The 15,866-nt window shown below is 60.5% G+C and carries 11 protein-coding genes and 1 pseudogene; 5 read left to right on the plus strand and 7 right to left on the minus strand.

Translation table 11 applies throughout. The annotated features are described in order from the left end of the window. Nucleotides 1-2: 2 nt before the first annotated feature. Nucleotides 3-1,310 carry a solute carrier family 23 protein gene (locus OKW45_RS31420; RefSeq protein ID WP_429472878.1) on the minus strand — a complete coding sequence of 436 codons (1,308 nt, stop codon included), beginning with the start codon at nt 1,308-1,310 and terminating at the stop codon, nt 3-5. Between the two features lie 483 nt (nt 1,311-1,793). Between OKW45_RS31420 and antA the strand changes: the two genes are divergently transcribed. The 3 genes from antA to antC are packed head-to-tail and all read left to right on the plus strand — an operon-like array spanning nt 1,794 to nt 4,714. After that, on the plus strand, nt 1,794-3,185 hold the full coding sequence (gene antA / locus OKW45_RS31425; RefSeq protein WP_429472879.1) for an anthranilate 1,2-dioxygenase large subunit: 1,392 nt from the start codon (nt 1,794-1,796) through the stop codon (nt 3,183-3,185). Beyond that, nucleotides 3,182-3,670, plus strand: coding sequence for an anthranilate 1,2-dioxygenase small subunit (gene antB / locus OKW45_RS31430; protein WP_429472880.1), 489 nt, complete (start codon nt 3,182-3,184; stop codon nt 3,668-3,670). Before antA ends, antB begins: the two co-directional genes overlap by 4 nt. Nucleotides 3,671-3,685: 15 nt before the next feature. Next, nucleotides 3,686-4,714, plus strand: a complete 1,029-nt coding sequence (gene antC / locus OKW45_RS31435) for an anthranilate 1,2-dioxygenase electron transfer component AntC (protein ID WP_429472881.1) — start codon at nt 3,686-3,688, stop codon at nt 4,712-4,714. Nucleotides 4,715-4,720: 6 nt separating this feature from the next. On the opposite strand, the gene OKW45_RS31440 is transcribed toward antC, so the two are convergent. Continuing rightward, a complete protein-coding gene (locus OKW45_RS31440; protein WP_429472882.1) occupies nt 4,721-5,716 on the minus strand; it encodes an AraC family transcriptional regulator in 996 nt (331 codons plus the stop codon). 272 nt (nt 5,717-5,988) lie between these two features. On the opposite strand from OKW45_RS31440, the pseudogene OKW45_RS31445 reads away from it, so the two are divergent. Beyond that, nucleotides 5,989-6,369 (plus strand): annotated as a pseudogene (locus OKW45_RS31445) (methyl-accepting chemotaxis protein); the annotation flags it as partial. Between the two features lie 291 nt (nt 6,370-6,660). Continuing rightward, the gene (locus tag OKW45_RS31450; RefSeq protein ID WP_429472883.1) at nt 6,661-7,788 is read left to right on the plus strand and encodes a site-specific integrase; all 1,128 of its coding nucleotides are present in this window, start codon (nt 6,661-6,663) and stop codon (nt 7,786-7,788) included. 77 nt (nt 7,789-7,865) lie between these two features. On the opposite strand, the gene OKW45_RS31455 is transcribed toward OKW45_RS31450, so the two are convergent. From OKW45_RS31455 to OKW45_RS31475, 5 genes are read right to left on the minus strand one after another with little or no spacing between them, the layout of a single operon-like run. Beyond that, nucleotides 7,866-8,786 carry a restriction endonuclease gene (locus OKW45_RS31455; RefSeq protein ID WP_429472884.1) on the minus strand — a complete coding sequence of 307 codons (921 nt, stop codon included), beginning with the start codon at nt 8,784-8,786 and terminating at the stop codon, nt 7,866-7,868. A gap of 4 nt (nt 8,787-8,790) precedes the next feature. Then, nucleotides 8,791-10,269: a restriction endonuclease subunit S gene (locus tag OKW45_RS31460; protein WP_429472885.1), complete on the minus strand. Its 1,479-nt coding sequence runs from the start codon at nt 10,267-10,269 to the stop codon at nt 8,791-8,793. Continuing rightward, entirely contained in the window at nt 10,266-11,732 is a 1,467-nt protein-coding gene (locus OKW45_RS31465) for a class I SAM-dependent DNA methyltransferase (protein ID WP_429472886.1), read from the minus strand. The genes OKW45_RS31460 and OKW45_RS31465 overlap by 4 nt, the downstream gene beginning before the upstream one ends. After that, nucleotides 11,733-15,101, minus strand: coding sequence for a type I restriction-modification system endonuclease (hsdR, locus tag OKW45_RS31470; RefSeq protein ID WP_429472887.1), 3,369 nt, complete (start codon nt 15,099-15,101; stop codon nt 11,733-11,735). Nucleotides 15,102-15,152: 51 nt separating this feature from the next. Further along, a complete protein-coding gene (locus tag OKW45_RS31475) occupies nt 15,153-15,725 on the minus strand; it encodes a recombinase family protein (RefSeq protein WP_429472888.1) in 573 nt (190 codons plus the stop codon). Nucleotides 15,726-15,866 lie beyond the last annotated feature (141 nt).

Below are 15,866 nucleotides of genomic sequence, written 5' to 3' on the forward strand. Positions count from 1 at the left end.
GCTCAGGCCACCGGCCCTTGCGTCGGCTTTCTTCTCAACAGCGCGTACAGGATGATCGCGCCGAACGTCGCGGTGCCGATGCCGCCGAGCCCGAAGCCGCCGAGCTTCAGCGAGAAGTCGCCGGCGCCGAGCACGAGCGTGACGGCCGCGACGATCAGGTTGCGGTTGTCGGAGAAGTCGACCTTGTTGACGACCCAGATGCGCGCGCCCGTCACCGCGATCAGCCCGAATACGACGATCGACACGCCGCCCAGCACCGGTCCCGGAATCGTCTGGATCACCGCGCCGAACTTCGGCGAGAAGCCGAGCACGAGGGCGATCAACGCGGCGATCACGAACACCAGCGTCGAATAGATCTTCGTGACCGCCATCACGCCGATGTTCTCCGCGTATGTGGTCACGCCGGTACCGCCCGCGAAGCCGGACACGATCGTCGCGAGCGCATCGCCGAGAAACGCGCGGCCGATATAGCGGTCGAGGTTCTGGCCCGTCATCGCGCTGACGGCCTTGATGTGGCCGAGGTTTTCGGCGACGAGGATCACCGCGATCGGCGCGAGCAGCGTCATCGCGTGCGGGTCGAACACCGGCGACATGAAGTTCGGCATGCCGAACCACGCGGCGTTCGCGACGATCGAGAAATCGATCGGCTTGCCCATGCCGAGGCCGTTCGTGACGATCGCGTAAATGACGTAGGCGAGCAGAAGGCCGACCAGGATCAGCAGACGCTGGAGCATGCCGCGCGTGAACACCGCGACCGCGCCGACGCATAGCACCGTGACGAGCGCCATCCACGACTCGAAATTGCTGCCGCTCACGCCATGCACGGCGATCGGCGCGAGGTTCAGACCGATCACGCAGACGATCGCGCCGGTCACGACCGGCGGCATCAGCGTTTCGATCCAGCCCGTGCCGACCGCCGCCACGATCAGGCCGATCACCCCGTACGCGACGCCGCACGCGATGATGCCGCCCAACGCGACCGCAATATTCGGGTTCGCGCCGTGTCCGCCGTAGCCGGTCACCGCGATCACGAGGCCGATGAACGCAAAGCTCGAACCGAGATAGCTCGGCACGCGCCCGCCGACGAGCACGAAGAACAGCAGCGTGCCGATCCCCGACATGAAGATGGCCAGGTTCGGATCGAAGCCCATCAGCAGCGGCGCGAGCACGGTCGAGCCGAACATCGCGACGACGTGCTGGACGCCCATCGCGAACATCTGCGGCCACCCGAGCCGTTCGTCGATGCCGACGATGCCGCCTTCGGCGGCGGCAGGCTGGCGGCGCCAGCGGGGGAAATAGGATGCGGCCATCGCGGGGATTCTCCTCAGGGTCGGCGTGGTGTGTGCCGATCACGCGCTGCGGCGTGGGTCCGGCAAAGTTACGCGCGAGTTTACGGAGAGCAATAAGGGCTGGCAAGCGGGCCGACAAATGGCTCGGAAAACGAGCCGCGGAAGCGGGTCAATTCGCGCGGCGCGCGAGCAGCGACACGGCGATCCCGAGGATCGCGCTAGCCAGCAAGACACTGATCGCAAGCACGTTGTTCGGTCGGCGCGTCACTATGCGTTTCTGGTTCTGACATGCGCTGGACGTCGCGCGTGAAGAAGCGCATGCGCCAGAACGGCACGCCAGAAGTCCCGTTCGGCGGGGGTTTTCGTCCGATCGCCAGATTATCCAGGCGCCGTCCAATTATTCGGATAGCAAACGCGAATTGGCTGGATAGTTGGCCTCGCCACTTGGGTATTCAATCGAGCCTGTCACGTTCAAACGATTGGACACAAGGAGAGAGACACATCATGAGCGAGAAGCGCAGCGCCTCGGAATGGCGCGAATTCGTCAGCGGCTGTCTGGACTTTCGCCCCGCGGAAGGCGTGTACCGGATTGCCCGCGAAATGTTCACGGAGCCCGAGCTGTTCTCGCTCGAGATGGAGCACATCTTCGAGAAGGCCTGGATCTATGCGTGTCACGAAAGCGAGATCCTCAACAAGAACGATTTCCTGACGATGCGCGCTGGCCGCCAGCCGCTGATCATCTCGCGCGACGGCGCCGGCAACCTGAACGCGATGATCAACGCGTGCCAGCACCGCGGCGCGACGCTCACGCGTATGACCAAGGGCAACCAGTCGACCTTCACGTGCCCGTTCCATGCATGGTGCTACAAGAACGACGGCCGGCTCGTGAAGGTGAAGGCGCCGGGCGAATACTGCGACGAATTCGACAAGTCGGTGCGCGGCCTGAAGAAAGCGCGCATCGCGAGCTACAAGGGCTTCGTGTTCGTGAGCCTCGACGTCGACGGCACCGACACGCTCGAAGACTATCTCGGCGACGCGCGCATCTTCTTCGACATGATGGTCGCGCAGTCGCCGACCGGCGAGCTCGAAGTGCTGCCCGGCAAGTCGACCTACACGTTCGACGGCAACTGGAAGCTGCAGAACGAGAACGGTCTCGACGGCTATCACGTGAGCACCGTGCACTACAACTACGTGGCGACCGTGCAGCACCGCATCGAGTCGAATGCGAAGAAAGGGGATAACCCCAGCGGCACGCTCGACTACAGCAAGCTCGGCGCCGGCGACAGCGAAACCGACGACGGCTGGTTCGCGTTCAGGAATGGCCACAGCGTGCTGTTCAGCGACATGCCGAATCCGCAAGTGCGTCCCGGCTACGAGAGCGTGATGCCGCGGCTCGTCGAAGCCTATGGCCAGGACAAGGCCGAATGGATGATGCACCGGCTGCGCAATCTGAATGTCTACCCGAGTATGTTCTTCATGGACCAGATCAGTTCGCAGCTGCGCATCGTGCGGCCGGTCGCGTGGAACAGGACCGAGGTCATCAGCCAGTGCATCGGCGTGAAGGGCGAGTCGGCGAAGGATCGCGAGAACCGCATCCGTCAGTTCGAAGACTTCTTCAACGTGTCCGGCATGGGCACGCCCGACGATCTCGTCGAGTTCCGCGAGCAGCAGCGCGGCTTCCAGGCGCGCCTCGAACGCTGGAGCGACATCTCGCGCGGGCATCACAAGTGGGCCAGCGGCGCGACCGCGAACTCCACGCTGCTCGGCATCGAGCCGAATCTGACCGGCACCGAGCTGACCCACGAAGGGCTTTACGTGAACCAGCACGGCACCTGGCGCGACACGATCCTCAAGGGTCTCGACAAATCCATCGAATCGCAGGGAGAGCAGGCATGAGCCAACTCCAACACTCCGTCGAGCAGTTTCTGTATCTGAAGGCCGATCTGTGCGACAAACAGCAATGGGACGGATATGTCGACCTGTTCGATCCGCAGAGCGTGTTCCATGTGCCGCAGTGGGATTCGGAGCACGTGTACACGACCGATCCGAAGCAGGGCATGTCGCTGATTTACTACTCGGATCGCGCCGGTCTCGAAGACCGCGTGTTCCGGCTGCGCACCGGCAAGTCGGCCGCGTCGACGCCGCTGCCGCGCACGATGCATCAGATCAGCAACGTGCGTCTGAGCGAGCGCGAAGATTCGAGCGTCGAAGCGAACGTGAACTGGTCGACGCTGTACACGCGTCACGGCTCGACCGACTACTTCTACGGCCGCGCGGTGTACGACCTGCAAGCGTCGGGCGATAGCTGGAAGATCAAGCGCAAGCACGTGCTGCTGCTGAACGACCACATCAACGCGGTGCTGGATTTCTACCATCTGTAAGCCGGGAGCACGACGATGAAACATAAGGTCGCGTTGAGCTTCGCCGATGGCAAAACCGCGTTCTTCGATGTGAGCCCGAACGAGCTGCTGCTCGACGCGGCGCTGAAGAACGGCGTGAACATTCCGCTCGACTGCCGCGAAGGCGTGTGCGGCACCTGCCAGGGGCGCTGCGAATCGGGCGACTACACGCTCGATTACGTCGACGACGAAACGCTCAGCGAAGAAGACCTCGCGCAGCGCAAGATCCTGTCGTGTCAGACGCGCGTGAAGTCGGATGCGTCGTTCTATTTCGACTTCGACTCGACGCTGTGCGAAGGCGCCGGCACGAGCACCGTGTCCGCGAGCGTGGTCGGCGTCGAGCTGGTGTCGGCGACGACCGCGATTCTGCGTGTCGATGCGAGCGCGCTTGAGCGTCAGCTCGATTTTCTGCCGGGCCAGTATGCGCGCGTGAAGGTGCCCGGCACCGAAGAATGGCGTTCGTACTCGTTCGCGAATCATCCGAACGCGCGCAACGAGTTGCAATTCCTGATCCGTCTGCTGCCCGACGGCATGATGAGCAACTATCTGCGCGAACGCTGTAAGGCCGGTGATACGGTCGAGTTCGAGGCGCCGCTCGGCGCGTTCTATCTGCGCCAGGTCGAGCGTCCGCTCGTGATGGTGGCGGGCGGCACGGGACTCTCTGCCTTCCTCGGCATGCTCGACGACATCTCGGCGAAACGCAATGTCGCGCATCCGGTGCATCTGTACTATGGCGTCACGAATGCAGCCGATCTGTGCGAGACCGGACGCATCAACGGCTACAAGGCGAGCATCGAAGGATTCGCGGTCGAGACCGTCGTGATGAATCCGGCGCCGGAATGGTCGGGCAAGACTGGGCTGATTCCCGAGCATTTCGACCGCTCGTTCCTCGAATCGAATGGCTTTGACATGTACGTGTGCGGACCGCCGCCGATGGTCGAAGCGATCAAGACCTGGCTCACCGAGCAGGGAATTCGGGATTACCGGCTGTTTTACGAGAAGTTCGGCGAAAGCAACACGCGATAGGACGTTCTAACGCCGCGCCGCGCGCTTCAGCGTCTCGGACGGCGACTCGCCGAACAACGCCTTGTACTCGGTCGAGAAACGGCCGAGATGGGACATCCCCCAGCCCAACGCCACCGACGAGATATTGCGCACCGAGCGGTCGTCGAGAATATCGCGCCGCGCCGATTCGAGCCGGTAGCGTTTCAGATACGCGATCGGCGCACAGCCGAAATATTGACGGAAGCCGTCGAACAGCTTGAAGCGCGACACACCCGACGCGCGCTCGATGTCTTCGAGCGTGATCGGCTCGCGCGCGTTGTCGTTAATGAACTGGCGCGCGCGGGTCAGATAATGCGGTGGCGTCGGCGCGGACGCGTTGGCCAGCTGTTCCGAATAGTTATGCGGCTGTGACAGCAGCAGCCCCTTCAGCAACGTCAGTTCGAATTCGCTGGACATGTAAAGCTGCCCCAGCGACGGTCCCGAGCGCTCCATCTCGCCGGCCAGGAACTTGATCATGCGCCACCACGATGCCTGGTCGCCGGCGGCTGCGTCCATGTCGGGCTGGAACACGAGCGGCGCTTCGACGGGGCGTTGCAGCATCGTCTGCAGCACCTGTTGGAGCGCGGAGCGCGGAATCGCGACGTGCAGCTTGCGGCAATTGCCGGTAATCGCGAGATCTTGCGATTCCTGCGGACTGACAATCAGACCGCAATCCTGATCCGACAACCACCTCTTGCCGTGTGCTGCGAGCTCCTGTTGACCGACCATCGGCAGGCTCACGCTGTAGCAGTTCAGCGGACTGCTCTCACTCACCGCGACCGTCACGTCGGTGCCGTATTCGACGTAGCCTATCGTCGTCGCCATCGAACGAAGTACGGTGCCGGACTGGTGGAAGCGCAAGCGCTCTGGATGACTGACCTGGAGGCCGTGGGGGCCGCAGATGGACGCCATCCAGTTGCGTGCGCCGTCTAGGTCGTTTAACGCGGCACGGAGGTCGCGATTGCCGGGGTCCGGAGTTGACATACGTGGAGACGAGCTATTGAGGTGCGTGCCCCGAGGGCAGACAGTCCATCAGGGCGCAGAACGGGGGACATGATGGGATTGGCTAAGCCTACCTCAACCGTGACCGCTCTGGGTGGACGAATGAAACATTGTCCTCGGGGTAAAGCACCGCTGTGCTGGCATGGAGAGTTGCTGCCAAATGGAAAAGAGACCGAAATTCAAACGAAAGGCGATGCATTCACACCCATTTAAATACGCGCAAAACCGTGCAAGCTTCTAATTTTTCGGTTATTGCGTTGTCTGTTGCGGAGAAGGGCAGCGCGGTGGCCGGCCCGAGTTCTCAACACGACGCAGCACATCAGCGACAGCTCGACGAAGATCGGGGCCATCATGGCGATCACCGAGGTGGTGTTGCGTTTCAGACCAACATTCTCGCGCTGAACGCGGCCATCGAAACGGCGCGCGCCCGCGAGCAGGAACGCAGCTTCGCGGTGGTGGCAAGCGAGGTGCGCAGCTTTGCGCAACGCTCGTCGAGCGCGGCCAAGGGGATCAAGGACCCGATCGCGACGTCGGTCGACCGGATCCGCGACGGCTCGGCGCTCCCTGGCGAAGCGGGGAGGACGATGAACGAGGTCATGCACGCCGTCGCACGCGCGACCGACTTGATCGCAGAGGGGTGGGATAAGTTCTGACCGGTGCTTTTTCGCCTGCGCGTCGCGCCTGCTGTTCCCGAAGGCACGGCACGCGGTCAAGTCGTTCATCGAGGGCAATGACGATATGCGTTTGTCGATGTAGAAAAACAAAAACCGGCGCGAGGCCGGTTTTTGTTTTGCGAGGAGGAGGATCGAACTCCCGACCTTCGCATTGCGAATGTAAAAACATCACCATAAAGGACAAGGCTTCTAGCGTTCAATTTGATTATTTGCCACAATGTCGCCACAGTTCATTCGAGCGAGCATCGAGAAATGCCGACTATCCGAAAGCGTGGACAATACCAATGGGAGGCGCAAGTACGCCGACGCGGCTACCCGGCGCAAAGCAAGACCTTCAATACCAAGGCCGAGGCGGAAGCCTGGGCCAACATGATCGAATCGGAAATGTCGCGCGGTATATGGGTCAGCCGCAGCGAGGCTGAGGCGACGACGCTCTTCGAGGCATTGAAACGCTATGAGGAAGAAATTTCGCTATTAAAGAAGGGCGCTGCGCAGGAATCATCCATTATCAAGACCTGCCAGGCAGTTGATCTAGCGAAGCGGCCGCTCGCCGCAATACGGAGCGCAGACATAGCGAGGCTCCGAGACGAATGGCTGAAGAACTATAAGCCCGCGACAGTGCTACGCCGATTAGCGGTACTGTCCCACGTGTTCAACATCGCCCGAAAAGAATGGGGCATGGAAAGCCTCTCGAATCCGGTCGAGCTGGTGCGAAAGCCACAGCCTAACAACGCACGCACTCGTCGCATCGCTGCCGGCGACGCGCTTGCCGTTGCACCTAGCGGGGAAGAGCCCGAGTCAGAACGCGGCGCGCGAGACGGTGAGCTTGAACGCGTGGCGAGGACTAGTGGCTCGGCGCTGCTACCGCCCATCATTTGGCTAGCCGTGGAAACTGCGATGCGCCGGGGCGAGATTGTGTCGCTGTTGTGGATGCACGTCGACCTCAATCGCTGTGTTGTGCATCTACCGTCGACGAAGAACGGGAACGCCCGCGACGTGCCGCTGTCTTCGCGCGCCAGTGGAGTGCTCCAAGCATTGAAAGACTCCTATGACGCCAAGGACAATTCGACCGAAGACGGCGAAAGCGACGCCGACCGCGTGTTCGAGATTCGAAGCGACGCTGTTACCAGAGCCTTCGAGCGCGCAGTGGCACGCGCCCGCAAAATTTACGTCGATGAGTGCCGGGCGGCCAAACTAAAGCCGGATGGCAAGTTTTTGACCGACCTTCGCTTTCACGACCTGCGGCACGAGGCGACTTCCCGCTTGGCGTCGATCTTCCCAATGCACGAGCTGACAAAGATAACCGGCCACAAAGACCCACGCATGTTGATGCGTTACTACCATCCGCGAGCCGAGGATCTGGCAAAGAAACTATCGTAACTGCAACGGCAGCTTGCTTGGCGTCACCCCTCATTGGGTCTCGCTCTCCGAAGCTCTTTCGAGTGCGTTCTGCCGGGCTATTCTTCCGCGAAGAAGTCCTCGTCTAGCCGCTTGAACTCGATCCTACGGCTGACGCGGACGCCAACGCCATATTCGATCATCAGATCGGTAAGCCGGTCCCCGTCGATCAAGATCACGCGCTGCGCGAGATGTTTGACATAGTCGCGCGCCTGGCTGCTGAAGGTGGAGGTGGTGACGAACACGCCCTTAGTAGCGCCGTGGCCGACAAGGCTCCCGACGAAGGCCTGCACATCGGGGCGGCCAACTGTTGTGTCGGCATAGCGTTTGGCCTGCACATAGACCCGGTCCAGCCCCAGCCTGTCCTCGTTGATGACGCCATCGACCCCGCCGTCACCCGAACGGCCGAGCTGGGTCGCCGCGTTTTTATGCGATCCGCCATACCCCATGGCGATCAGCAAATCAACGATCAGTTGCTCGAAAAAGGCCGGGCTGTTCTGGATGATGCGTTCCAGCAGTTCCGCCCGAAGGGCTGATTGCACGGCCTGATAGGCCGACTCAACCTGCTCCTCAGGAGTTTCGGTTTCGGCTGAGGGGACGATGACAGCCGACGACGGGGCATCGTCATCTGCCGATTTCGACGCGCTGTAAAAATCGCGGAAGCCCTCATAGTCCTTCAGCTCGTTCACCCCGATCCGCGCGGGATTGGAAGCCAGCAGGGCCCGGCCCGCATCGGTCGCGATGAAGCGCCCTCGTTTCGGCGAGGCGACAAGGCCCGCCTTCGACAAGTAGAATTTTGCCCAATGGATGCGGTTGTGGAGCAGGCGTTGCCGCCCACTGGGCAGCATTTCTTCGCGTTCGGCGGGACTGAGGCCGAGATCGTCAGCAATGCGTTCGGCGGCATCGGCCACGCGCTGTTCACCAGCGGCAGCGAGGCGCAGCACAGGCAGCATCAACGTCTGGTAATCAGGAATGGCCATGGAATCAGGCGGCCTTCTTGCGACCGCGCTTGGCTTTCGGCGCGGCGGCACGTTCTGCCCGGATGCGTTCGAGCAAAGCGCTGGCGGGTTCGTCGACTGGGTCTCGCGGCACCAGTTCGCCCTTGAAAGCCTTGGCCAACACCGATTGGTCGAGGTGATCGATCAGCTTGCGGGCGCTGTTGGCATCGCCTGCGAGGCGATTTACCCAGGACATAGCGGTATCAATCTTCCGCACGATTTCGACCTGTTCCGCATATGAACATAGTGGCACCGGAAGATTGCGGCATATTTCCAGCGTTAGATTGCTCTGACCAGCGGTGGCTTTCGATCTTGATACCGCCCATCTGGTGAGGACATCCGTAAGCAGCCATTGAGATAGAAATGCTGGCAGAACTGAAGCGATCGGACGGAACACCGCAATGGCCTGATTGATGTTCCACTCTGCGTATTGGCTTGGAACTACACTTACCTTTCCTAACGGCGGTCCTACAATATTCATCAAAACATCGCCGGGGAGAACCTTTGAGCGTCCGAGAAAGCCCTTATGAGTGACATTGGAAACAAACGTAGGGTCGATGGTGAAGTCAAGGGTACCGTCAAAGGTAAGATTGTAGACCTTGATGAAAGGGACTTCGCCATCGCTGGATGACATTAAGTCTGATCCGGGTGTGGTGCCTTTTGTTATGAAGCCACAAATTGCCTCAGCCCGGACCCAATCCCAGCCCTCTGGAAGTTTAAAAGGTCGATCGGTCTCGACTACACTGACGTTTTCGCATTGTTTCAAACGCTGCTCATTCGTTTCCAGCAAGCGCCGACGTTCGTGCGAAACCGTCGTCACGGACAGCGTCGCTGGACAATGGTTTTCCCGCCATTCACGCGTCAAATCGCCCCGGAAGGCGGCGGCGAGGATCGCCTGTTTGTATTTCTCGACAAGGCGGGGGATGTGGTCGAGATGGTCGCGGGCGCGTCTGGATTTGCCGGTGAGGCTGTCGATCTTCGCCACGATCCGCTGCTGTTCGGAAAGTGGAGGAAGGGGAAAACGCACCGCAGCCAAGGCACCTTGCGGCAGGTGCTTAATAGTTGTACCGGTGAAATGGCCGTTCAGGTTGCCCGCATCGTAGGACCACCGTAGAAATGCTGTCAGAAGATGTGGAGCTATGCCGGCTCGTGGGCGAAGGCGCATGAGCGCCTTTTGAAATGTCAAATCGGTAGCACCGTTTTGCCACACAGCGGAACGCCCTGGCTCACCGCCCTCACAAACAAGAATATCTCCGTCGCGAACGCTCAAGGTGGATCGCTCTTCAGGAGACATCGGCATCTGCAGGATGTCACTGAGATCGAAGTTACCCCAGCGAACATTGATATTGCGAAGATAAGGCGTCGGCTCCCCCTTGTTTTTTGCCTTGTCTAACATCTTGCCCAGCTTGATGTCGGCAATCGCGCCAATATCCACATCAGCCCAACCTGCTGGCAAATCACTCATTCCGCTGCCTCCGCAATAGCAGCAGCCTCTTCAACGCCATCCGGCTCCAACTCGTCCGAAAGCGTTTCAATTTCCTCCAGCGCGGCCTTCAAATGGCCGATGATGGCGGCAGCAATGTCCGCCGGTTCGGTCAGCGCCTCTTCGGCCTCCGCCTCGGTATCGCGCAGCCAGCTTATGTCGAGATTGTCGTTGCGATCGGTGATAGCTGCACGGTCGAACTTGCGCCAGCGGCTGTCTTCACCCTGGTCCTGCCGTGCGGCTTTGCCATTGGCATCAGCGCCATAGGCGGCCTCGAAATTAGCGAAGTCGGCAACCGTCAGCGGACGGGTCTTGCCAAAGGCGGGCATGTTCGCCCGCATGTCATAGACCCAGACGGCCTTGGTGTTTCCTTTGTCGCTCTTGCCGCGCTGCAAAAACAGCACATTGGTTTTGACGCCCTGCGCATAGAAGATGCCGGTTGGCAGACGCAGGATGGTATGCAGGTCGCACAGGTCCATCAGCCATGTGCGTAGGCGGCGACCGGTATTATCCTCGAACAGCACGTTATCAGGAACGACTACAGCAGCGCGCCCGCCCGGGGCCAGTGCGCGCACGATATGTTCGACGAAGGCAAGCTGCTTGTTCGACGTATCAGCCGTGATCGAGAAATCGGATCGGGTCGGACGACCGCCCCCCTTCTTGGTGCCGAAGGGAGGATTGGTCAGAATCAGATTGGCCGTGGGCAGCGCCTCGCCATCGGGGGAGAGCGTATCGATATTCTCCATTCCGCCTTCGATGCCATGCAGCAGCAGGTTCATCATGCTCAGGCGATGGGTATCCGGCACCAACTCCGCGCCCGAAAAGGCGTTGTGGCGCTGGAAGAAGGCCTGTCGCTCGGTCAGGCTGTAGAGATCGTCGGTGTGGTCCTTGATGTAGCGATCGGCGGCGACGAGGAAGCCCGCAGTTCCGCCTGCCGGGTCCTGGATCACCTCCCCCGGCTGCGGCTGCATCAGGCGCACGATGCAGTCGATCAGCGGGCGGGGCGTAAAATATTGCCCGGCGCCGGATTTCTTGTCAGCCGCGTTCTTTTCCAGCAGGCCTTCGTAGAGGTTGCCCAGTCCCTCTTCGCGGGCGGAGAACCAGTCGAGCTGATCGATGTTGGAGGTCAGCGCCTTGAGGTTGGTCGGCTTGCGCAGTCGAGTCTGGGCGTCGATGAAAATCGCGCTGACCAACTCGTCCTTCGCCTTGCCGAGTTCGAGCAGCATCGCCTTGTAATAATCGAGCTGTTCCATGCCCTCGCGCTTGGCGAGCAGGCCCCAGCGCCAACCTTCCGGCAATCGCTCCTCCTTGCCGGTTTCCTCCAGCATCTTGAGGAACAACAGGTAGGTCAGTTCCGTCACATATTCGTTATAGGTGACGCCATCGTCGCGAAGGACATTGCACAGGCCCCAGAGCTTGGCGACGATATCAGTGGTGGTGCTCATTTACGCGGTCTTCTTCCACAATTCTTCATTAATCCCGGCGAGGATGCTTTCCAGCTCCCCGCCGAACACTTTATTAAGGCGATCGAAGCCGCCATCAGCGATGAACGGCTCCCTGTCGATGGTGGCGCGGTCCACCACGATTTCTTTTTCAATCTGTTCGCCGATCCGCTTGAGCCAGCGTTTCTGCGGATCTGTCCATGCGCGGCTCGCCATGATCGCGCGCATCGCGTCCCGCACGCGGTCTTGATAGGGAATCAGCGCGTCGCCCAGCGCGGCCTGACGGACGAAGCCGATGATCGAGGCGGCGATTTCCTCATTGCGCGCATCGGCCCAAGCACGGCGCAGATTAGCGTCTGAAAAGCCCTTGGAGTCGAGGGCAAGGCGCAATTCCTTCAGATCGGCGCGGGTCAAATCACGAGGTCGCTGCACGACGAGTTTCAGCGCGGCGATCGTGTTGACATTATCTCGCACGAAAGCGGCGAAACTGTCCAGGAAATCCTCTGGCTTCGCGGCGCTTCCATAACCGCGCGACACATCGACGACCTGATCCGCGTGCTTGGAAATCGGGACATAGCGGGGATTATCGCCATTAGCCTGCCAATCGAGGATCGGGCCGATCGCGGAGCGGTCCTTCAGCCATGCGGCAAGGCCCGGCGCATCGCCGGAAACGACCCGTTGCAGCATAGCCTCCGGCGTTTCACCTGCTTCGGCCTCGAACTGCTGCCGTGCCTCGTCAGTCAGCTTCATGATCCGGCGGCGCAGCTTCACTGCGAGCTGTTCGCGAATGGCCTCCCGCTGCTCATCGTTTTCCGCTTCCGTCATTTCCTGGACAAGCTGGGCGAAGCTGATAGACGGGTTGACGACGACAGGCTTCATGTCGGTCATGTTCTGGAGATGCGGATAGAGATCGACGGCGTCGAAAATCCGGAAAACCTCTTTGCCTATTTCCGGACACTGGCGCGTCGCACGGCCGATCATCTGTTCATACAGGATGCGGCTATTCACGCGGCGCAGGAACACGAGATTCGTGATCTTCGGCACGTCGATGCCGGTGGTGAGCAGATCGACCGTCACCACAATTTGCGGATTGGCATCATTGCGGAACGAGCGAATCCAGTTCTTCACCTTGTCCACGCTGCCTGTGATTTTCTTCACGGCGGCATCGTCAATTTCGCCATATTGCTTAGCGAAGCCGGTCTTGATGGCGCTGACCACTATGTCTGCATGGGCATCGGTAGCCGCGAAGATCAGCGTTTTGCCGGGTAGCGCCGGATCAATGTGCCGTGCCAGCTCCTCCGCTACGACGCGGTTGAACTCCGGCGTAATGACCTGGCGGTTGAATGCCTCGATCGCGAAACGGATTTCGTCTGGAGCGTGGGCCAGATCGACTTCGCCGGTCCGGGTGTTGAGCAGCTCAAGCTCCTCATCCTTCTCGAACTTGATACCGGCACGCGCCAGCGCGGTTTCGATGCGGATCGGTGGCTCGTGGTCGATCAGGAAGCCATCGACCACTGCCTCGCGATAGGAATAGGTGAAGACCGGATCGCCGAAAATGTCGGTAGTGTGCAGCGCAGGCGTGGCGGTCAGGCCGATCTTTACAGCATCGAAATAGTCCAGCACGCGCCGATATTTGGAGATGTAATCGTCCTGCCCCCGGAAGCTGAGTTCGGCGTCGGACATTTCCCGATCGAGCAGATAGCCGCGATGGCATTCGTCGATGACCATCAGGTCATACTGGTCAACGGGTGGAACCGATGCCCCATCGGCAGAGAACAGCACGCGCTTCACCAAGCCCTGGATCGTACAGATGTGGACTTTAGTTTCCACATCGGGCGTCACGTCGCCAAGCCCCTTGAGGCCGAAGATTTCCGCAAACGTCTTGCCGGAGACGACCTTGGTGGTCGAAAACTCTCCTTCAGTCTGATCACCAAGGGCGCTGCGATCGACGACGAAGCAAATGCGCCGGAACCGCTTGGCTGACAGCAAACGGTACAACATGGCGATGGCGAGCTTGGTCTTTCCGGTGCCGGTTGCCATCGCGACCAAGACCGCCCGTTGCTCAGCAGACAAGGCTGCTTCTACCGAGCGGATCGCGCTTTCCTGATAGTGGCGGAGCGGAAATCCGAACTCGAATGACTGCGCTTGCAGGGCGGCGTCGGCAGCATCCTGATCGACTTCAAGCTGACCGGTCAGGCCTTCCGGTGTCGGCCAGTCGACCAATGCACGGCGATGGTTTGCGGCGCGACGGGTATCGCGGAACCAGATGCCGCTCTCGGTCTCAATCTGCTTAAGATAGGATCGGCCATTCGCGCTGAACACAAATGGCACCTTGTGCTCACCCCAAGGGCCACCGGCATAACTGAAATCGGCGCTGTCCTTGATACCGGTCGAATAGCGCTCAGCCTGGTCGATCGCAGCGGACACGTTCTTCCGCCGCCGCTTCGCCTCCACGACGCCGACTAGGGTGGCGCCGACAAACAGGGCGTAGTCAGCGGGACCATTTGCGGTTGGCCATTCAGCGATGGCGAGATTATGGCCTTTGGCTGGGCGAACACCATTGCTGTATCGAAGGTCACGGGTATCGACCTCCCATCCGCGGTCGCGCAGTTGCTGGTCTATGAGCGCGCGCGTTTCCGCCTCGTCGAGGTCGATCTTTACCGCAGCCTTCTCACCCCGCTCCACCAATTGGGCAGCCTCAGCGCGAGGGGCGGTTTCCGCCTCGGCTTGGAGCGCGGCGAGCTTGCTTGTGACCTCTGCCTTCTCGGCATCAATGTCCTGGGCGATCTTCTCCCAGGCGGCACGCTCCTCAGCCTCGCGCGCCAATCTCTCTTCTACCGCCTCACGCGCGTGAGCCTGTTCTTCTGCTTCAAGGCGAGCGCGAACCGCATCGCCCTCAGTTTCCGCTACTCTTTGCCTGAGCTTTTCAATCTCTTCGCGGAGCGCAACCGTCGCATCGACGGGCTGGCGCGGCGGCACAAAGGCACCTGACCGAAAGTTCGCAGCGCGGCCATAGGTCCGATGAAACCAGATGCCAAGCGACCAAGCGAACTTCAGCGCCGTAAGAGCGGTAGAGTGGTCGCCCGTTGCTTCATGCACGGCGCTGTTGCCGGCCTTCCGCAGGGCATGAAAAATATCAGCGGCTTCCTTCGGAATCAGGCGGTCATACGACAGGCGCCGCAGAGTTTCTTCGAATGTTTCACGCTCATCACGATAGACAGCGTGATGGGCAGCGACTAGCTTCGCCATCAACTCAGCAAACTGCCGCAGCTTGACGATCGCTGTAGAGGGATCGCTAGGGAAATAGCTCTCCGCAAGGCCACCGAGGGTCACTAATTGTTTATTGTGCGGTCCCAAGAAACCGAAGTTCAACGAATCCACTGCTTCCCCCGTCCATTACCAAGTGGCGATGCGCAACTAAGGTCATCGGTGCATCGGGGCAACGACGCCGACGTGCTTGTAGAGCGTGGTACGGGAAACGCCGTAGCGTCGGGCCACGTCGGCAACCTGAACTTCCGGGTCACGCAGCAGCGCCTTAATCTCGCGCACCTGCTTCTCCCCCAGCTTGGGCTTGCGACCGCCAGAGCGGCCTCTGGCACGCGCAGCCGCAAGCCCAGCATGGGTGCGCTCACGGATTAGGCCGCGCTCGAACTCCGCAAGAGCTGCGAAAACGTGGAAGACCAGCTTGCCCGAAGCGCTATTCGTTTCGATCTTCTCGGTGAGGCTCTCGAAGCCAATTCCCGAGCGTTCCAGCTCGGCGACGATCTGCACGAGATCGGGCAGGCTGCGCCCGAGCCGATCCAGGCGCCTTACCACCAGCGTGTCGCCGCTGCGCAGGGCTTTGCGGCATTGCTCGAGCTCGAGGCGCGCGGCGCTCTTGCCACTCGCCGCCTCCTCATAGATGACACGGCAACCAGCCTGCTGAAGCGCATCACGTTGCAGCTCTAAATGCTGGTCCTCGGTGGAAACTCGCGCGTAGCCGATTCGCTGATTCATTGACACAACCGGGACGTTGAAAACTGGACGGGAATATTAACCTGACAATTGGGCTTCGGATAGTCTGCGACGGGAATTTTTGACGTGTTCAGAAAACCACCGTTTTCTTGACTGGCACTCAACACCCGCGCTTTCGGGGTT

This window comes from Paraburkholderia lebeckiae (assembly GCF_050436225.1).
Classification (GTDB): domain Bacteria; phylum Pseudomonadota; class Gammaproteobacteria; order Burkholderiales; family Burkholderiaceae; genus Paraburkholderia; species Paraburkholderia tuberum.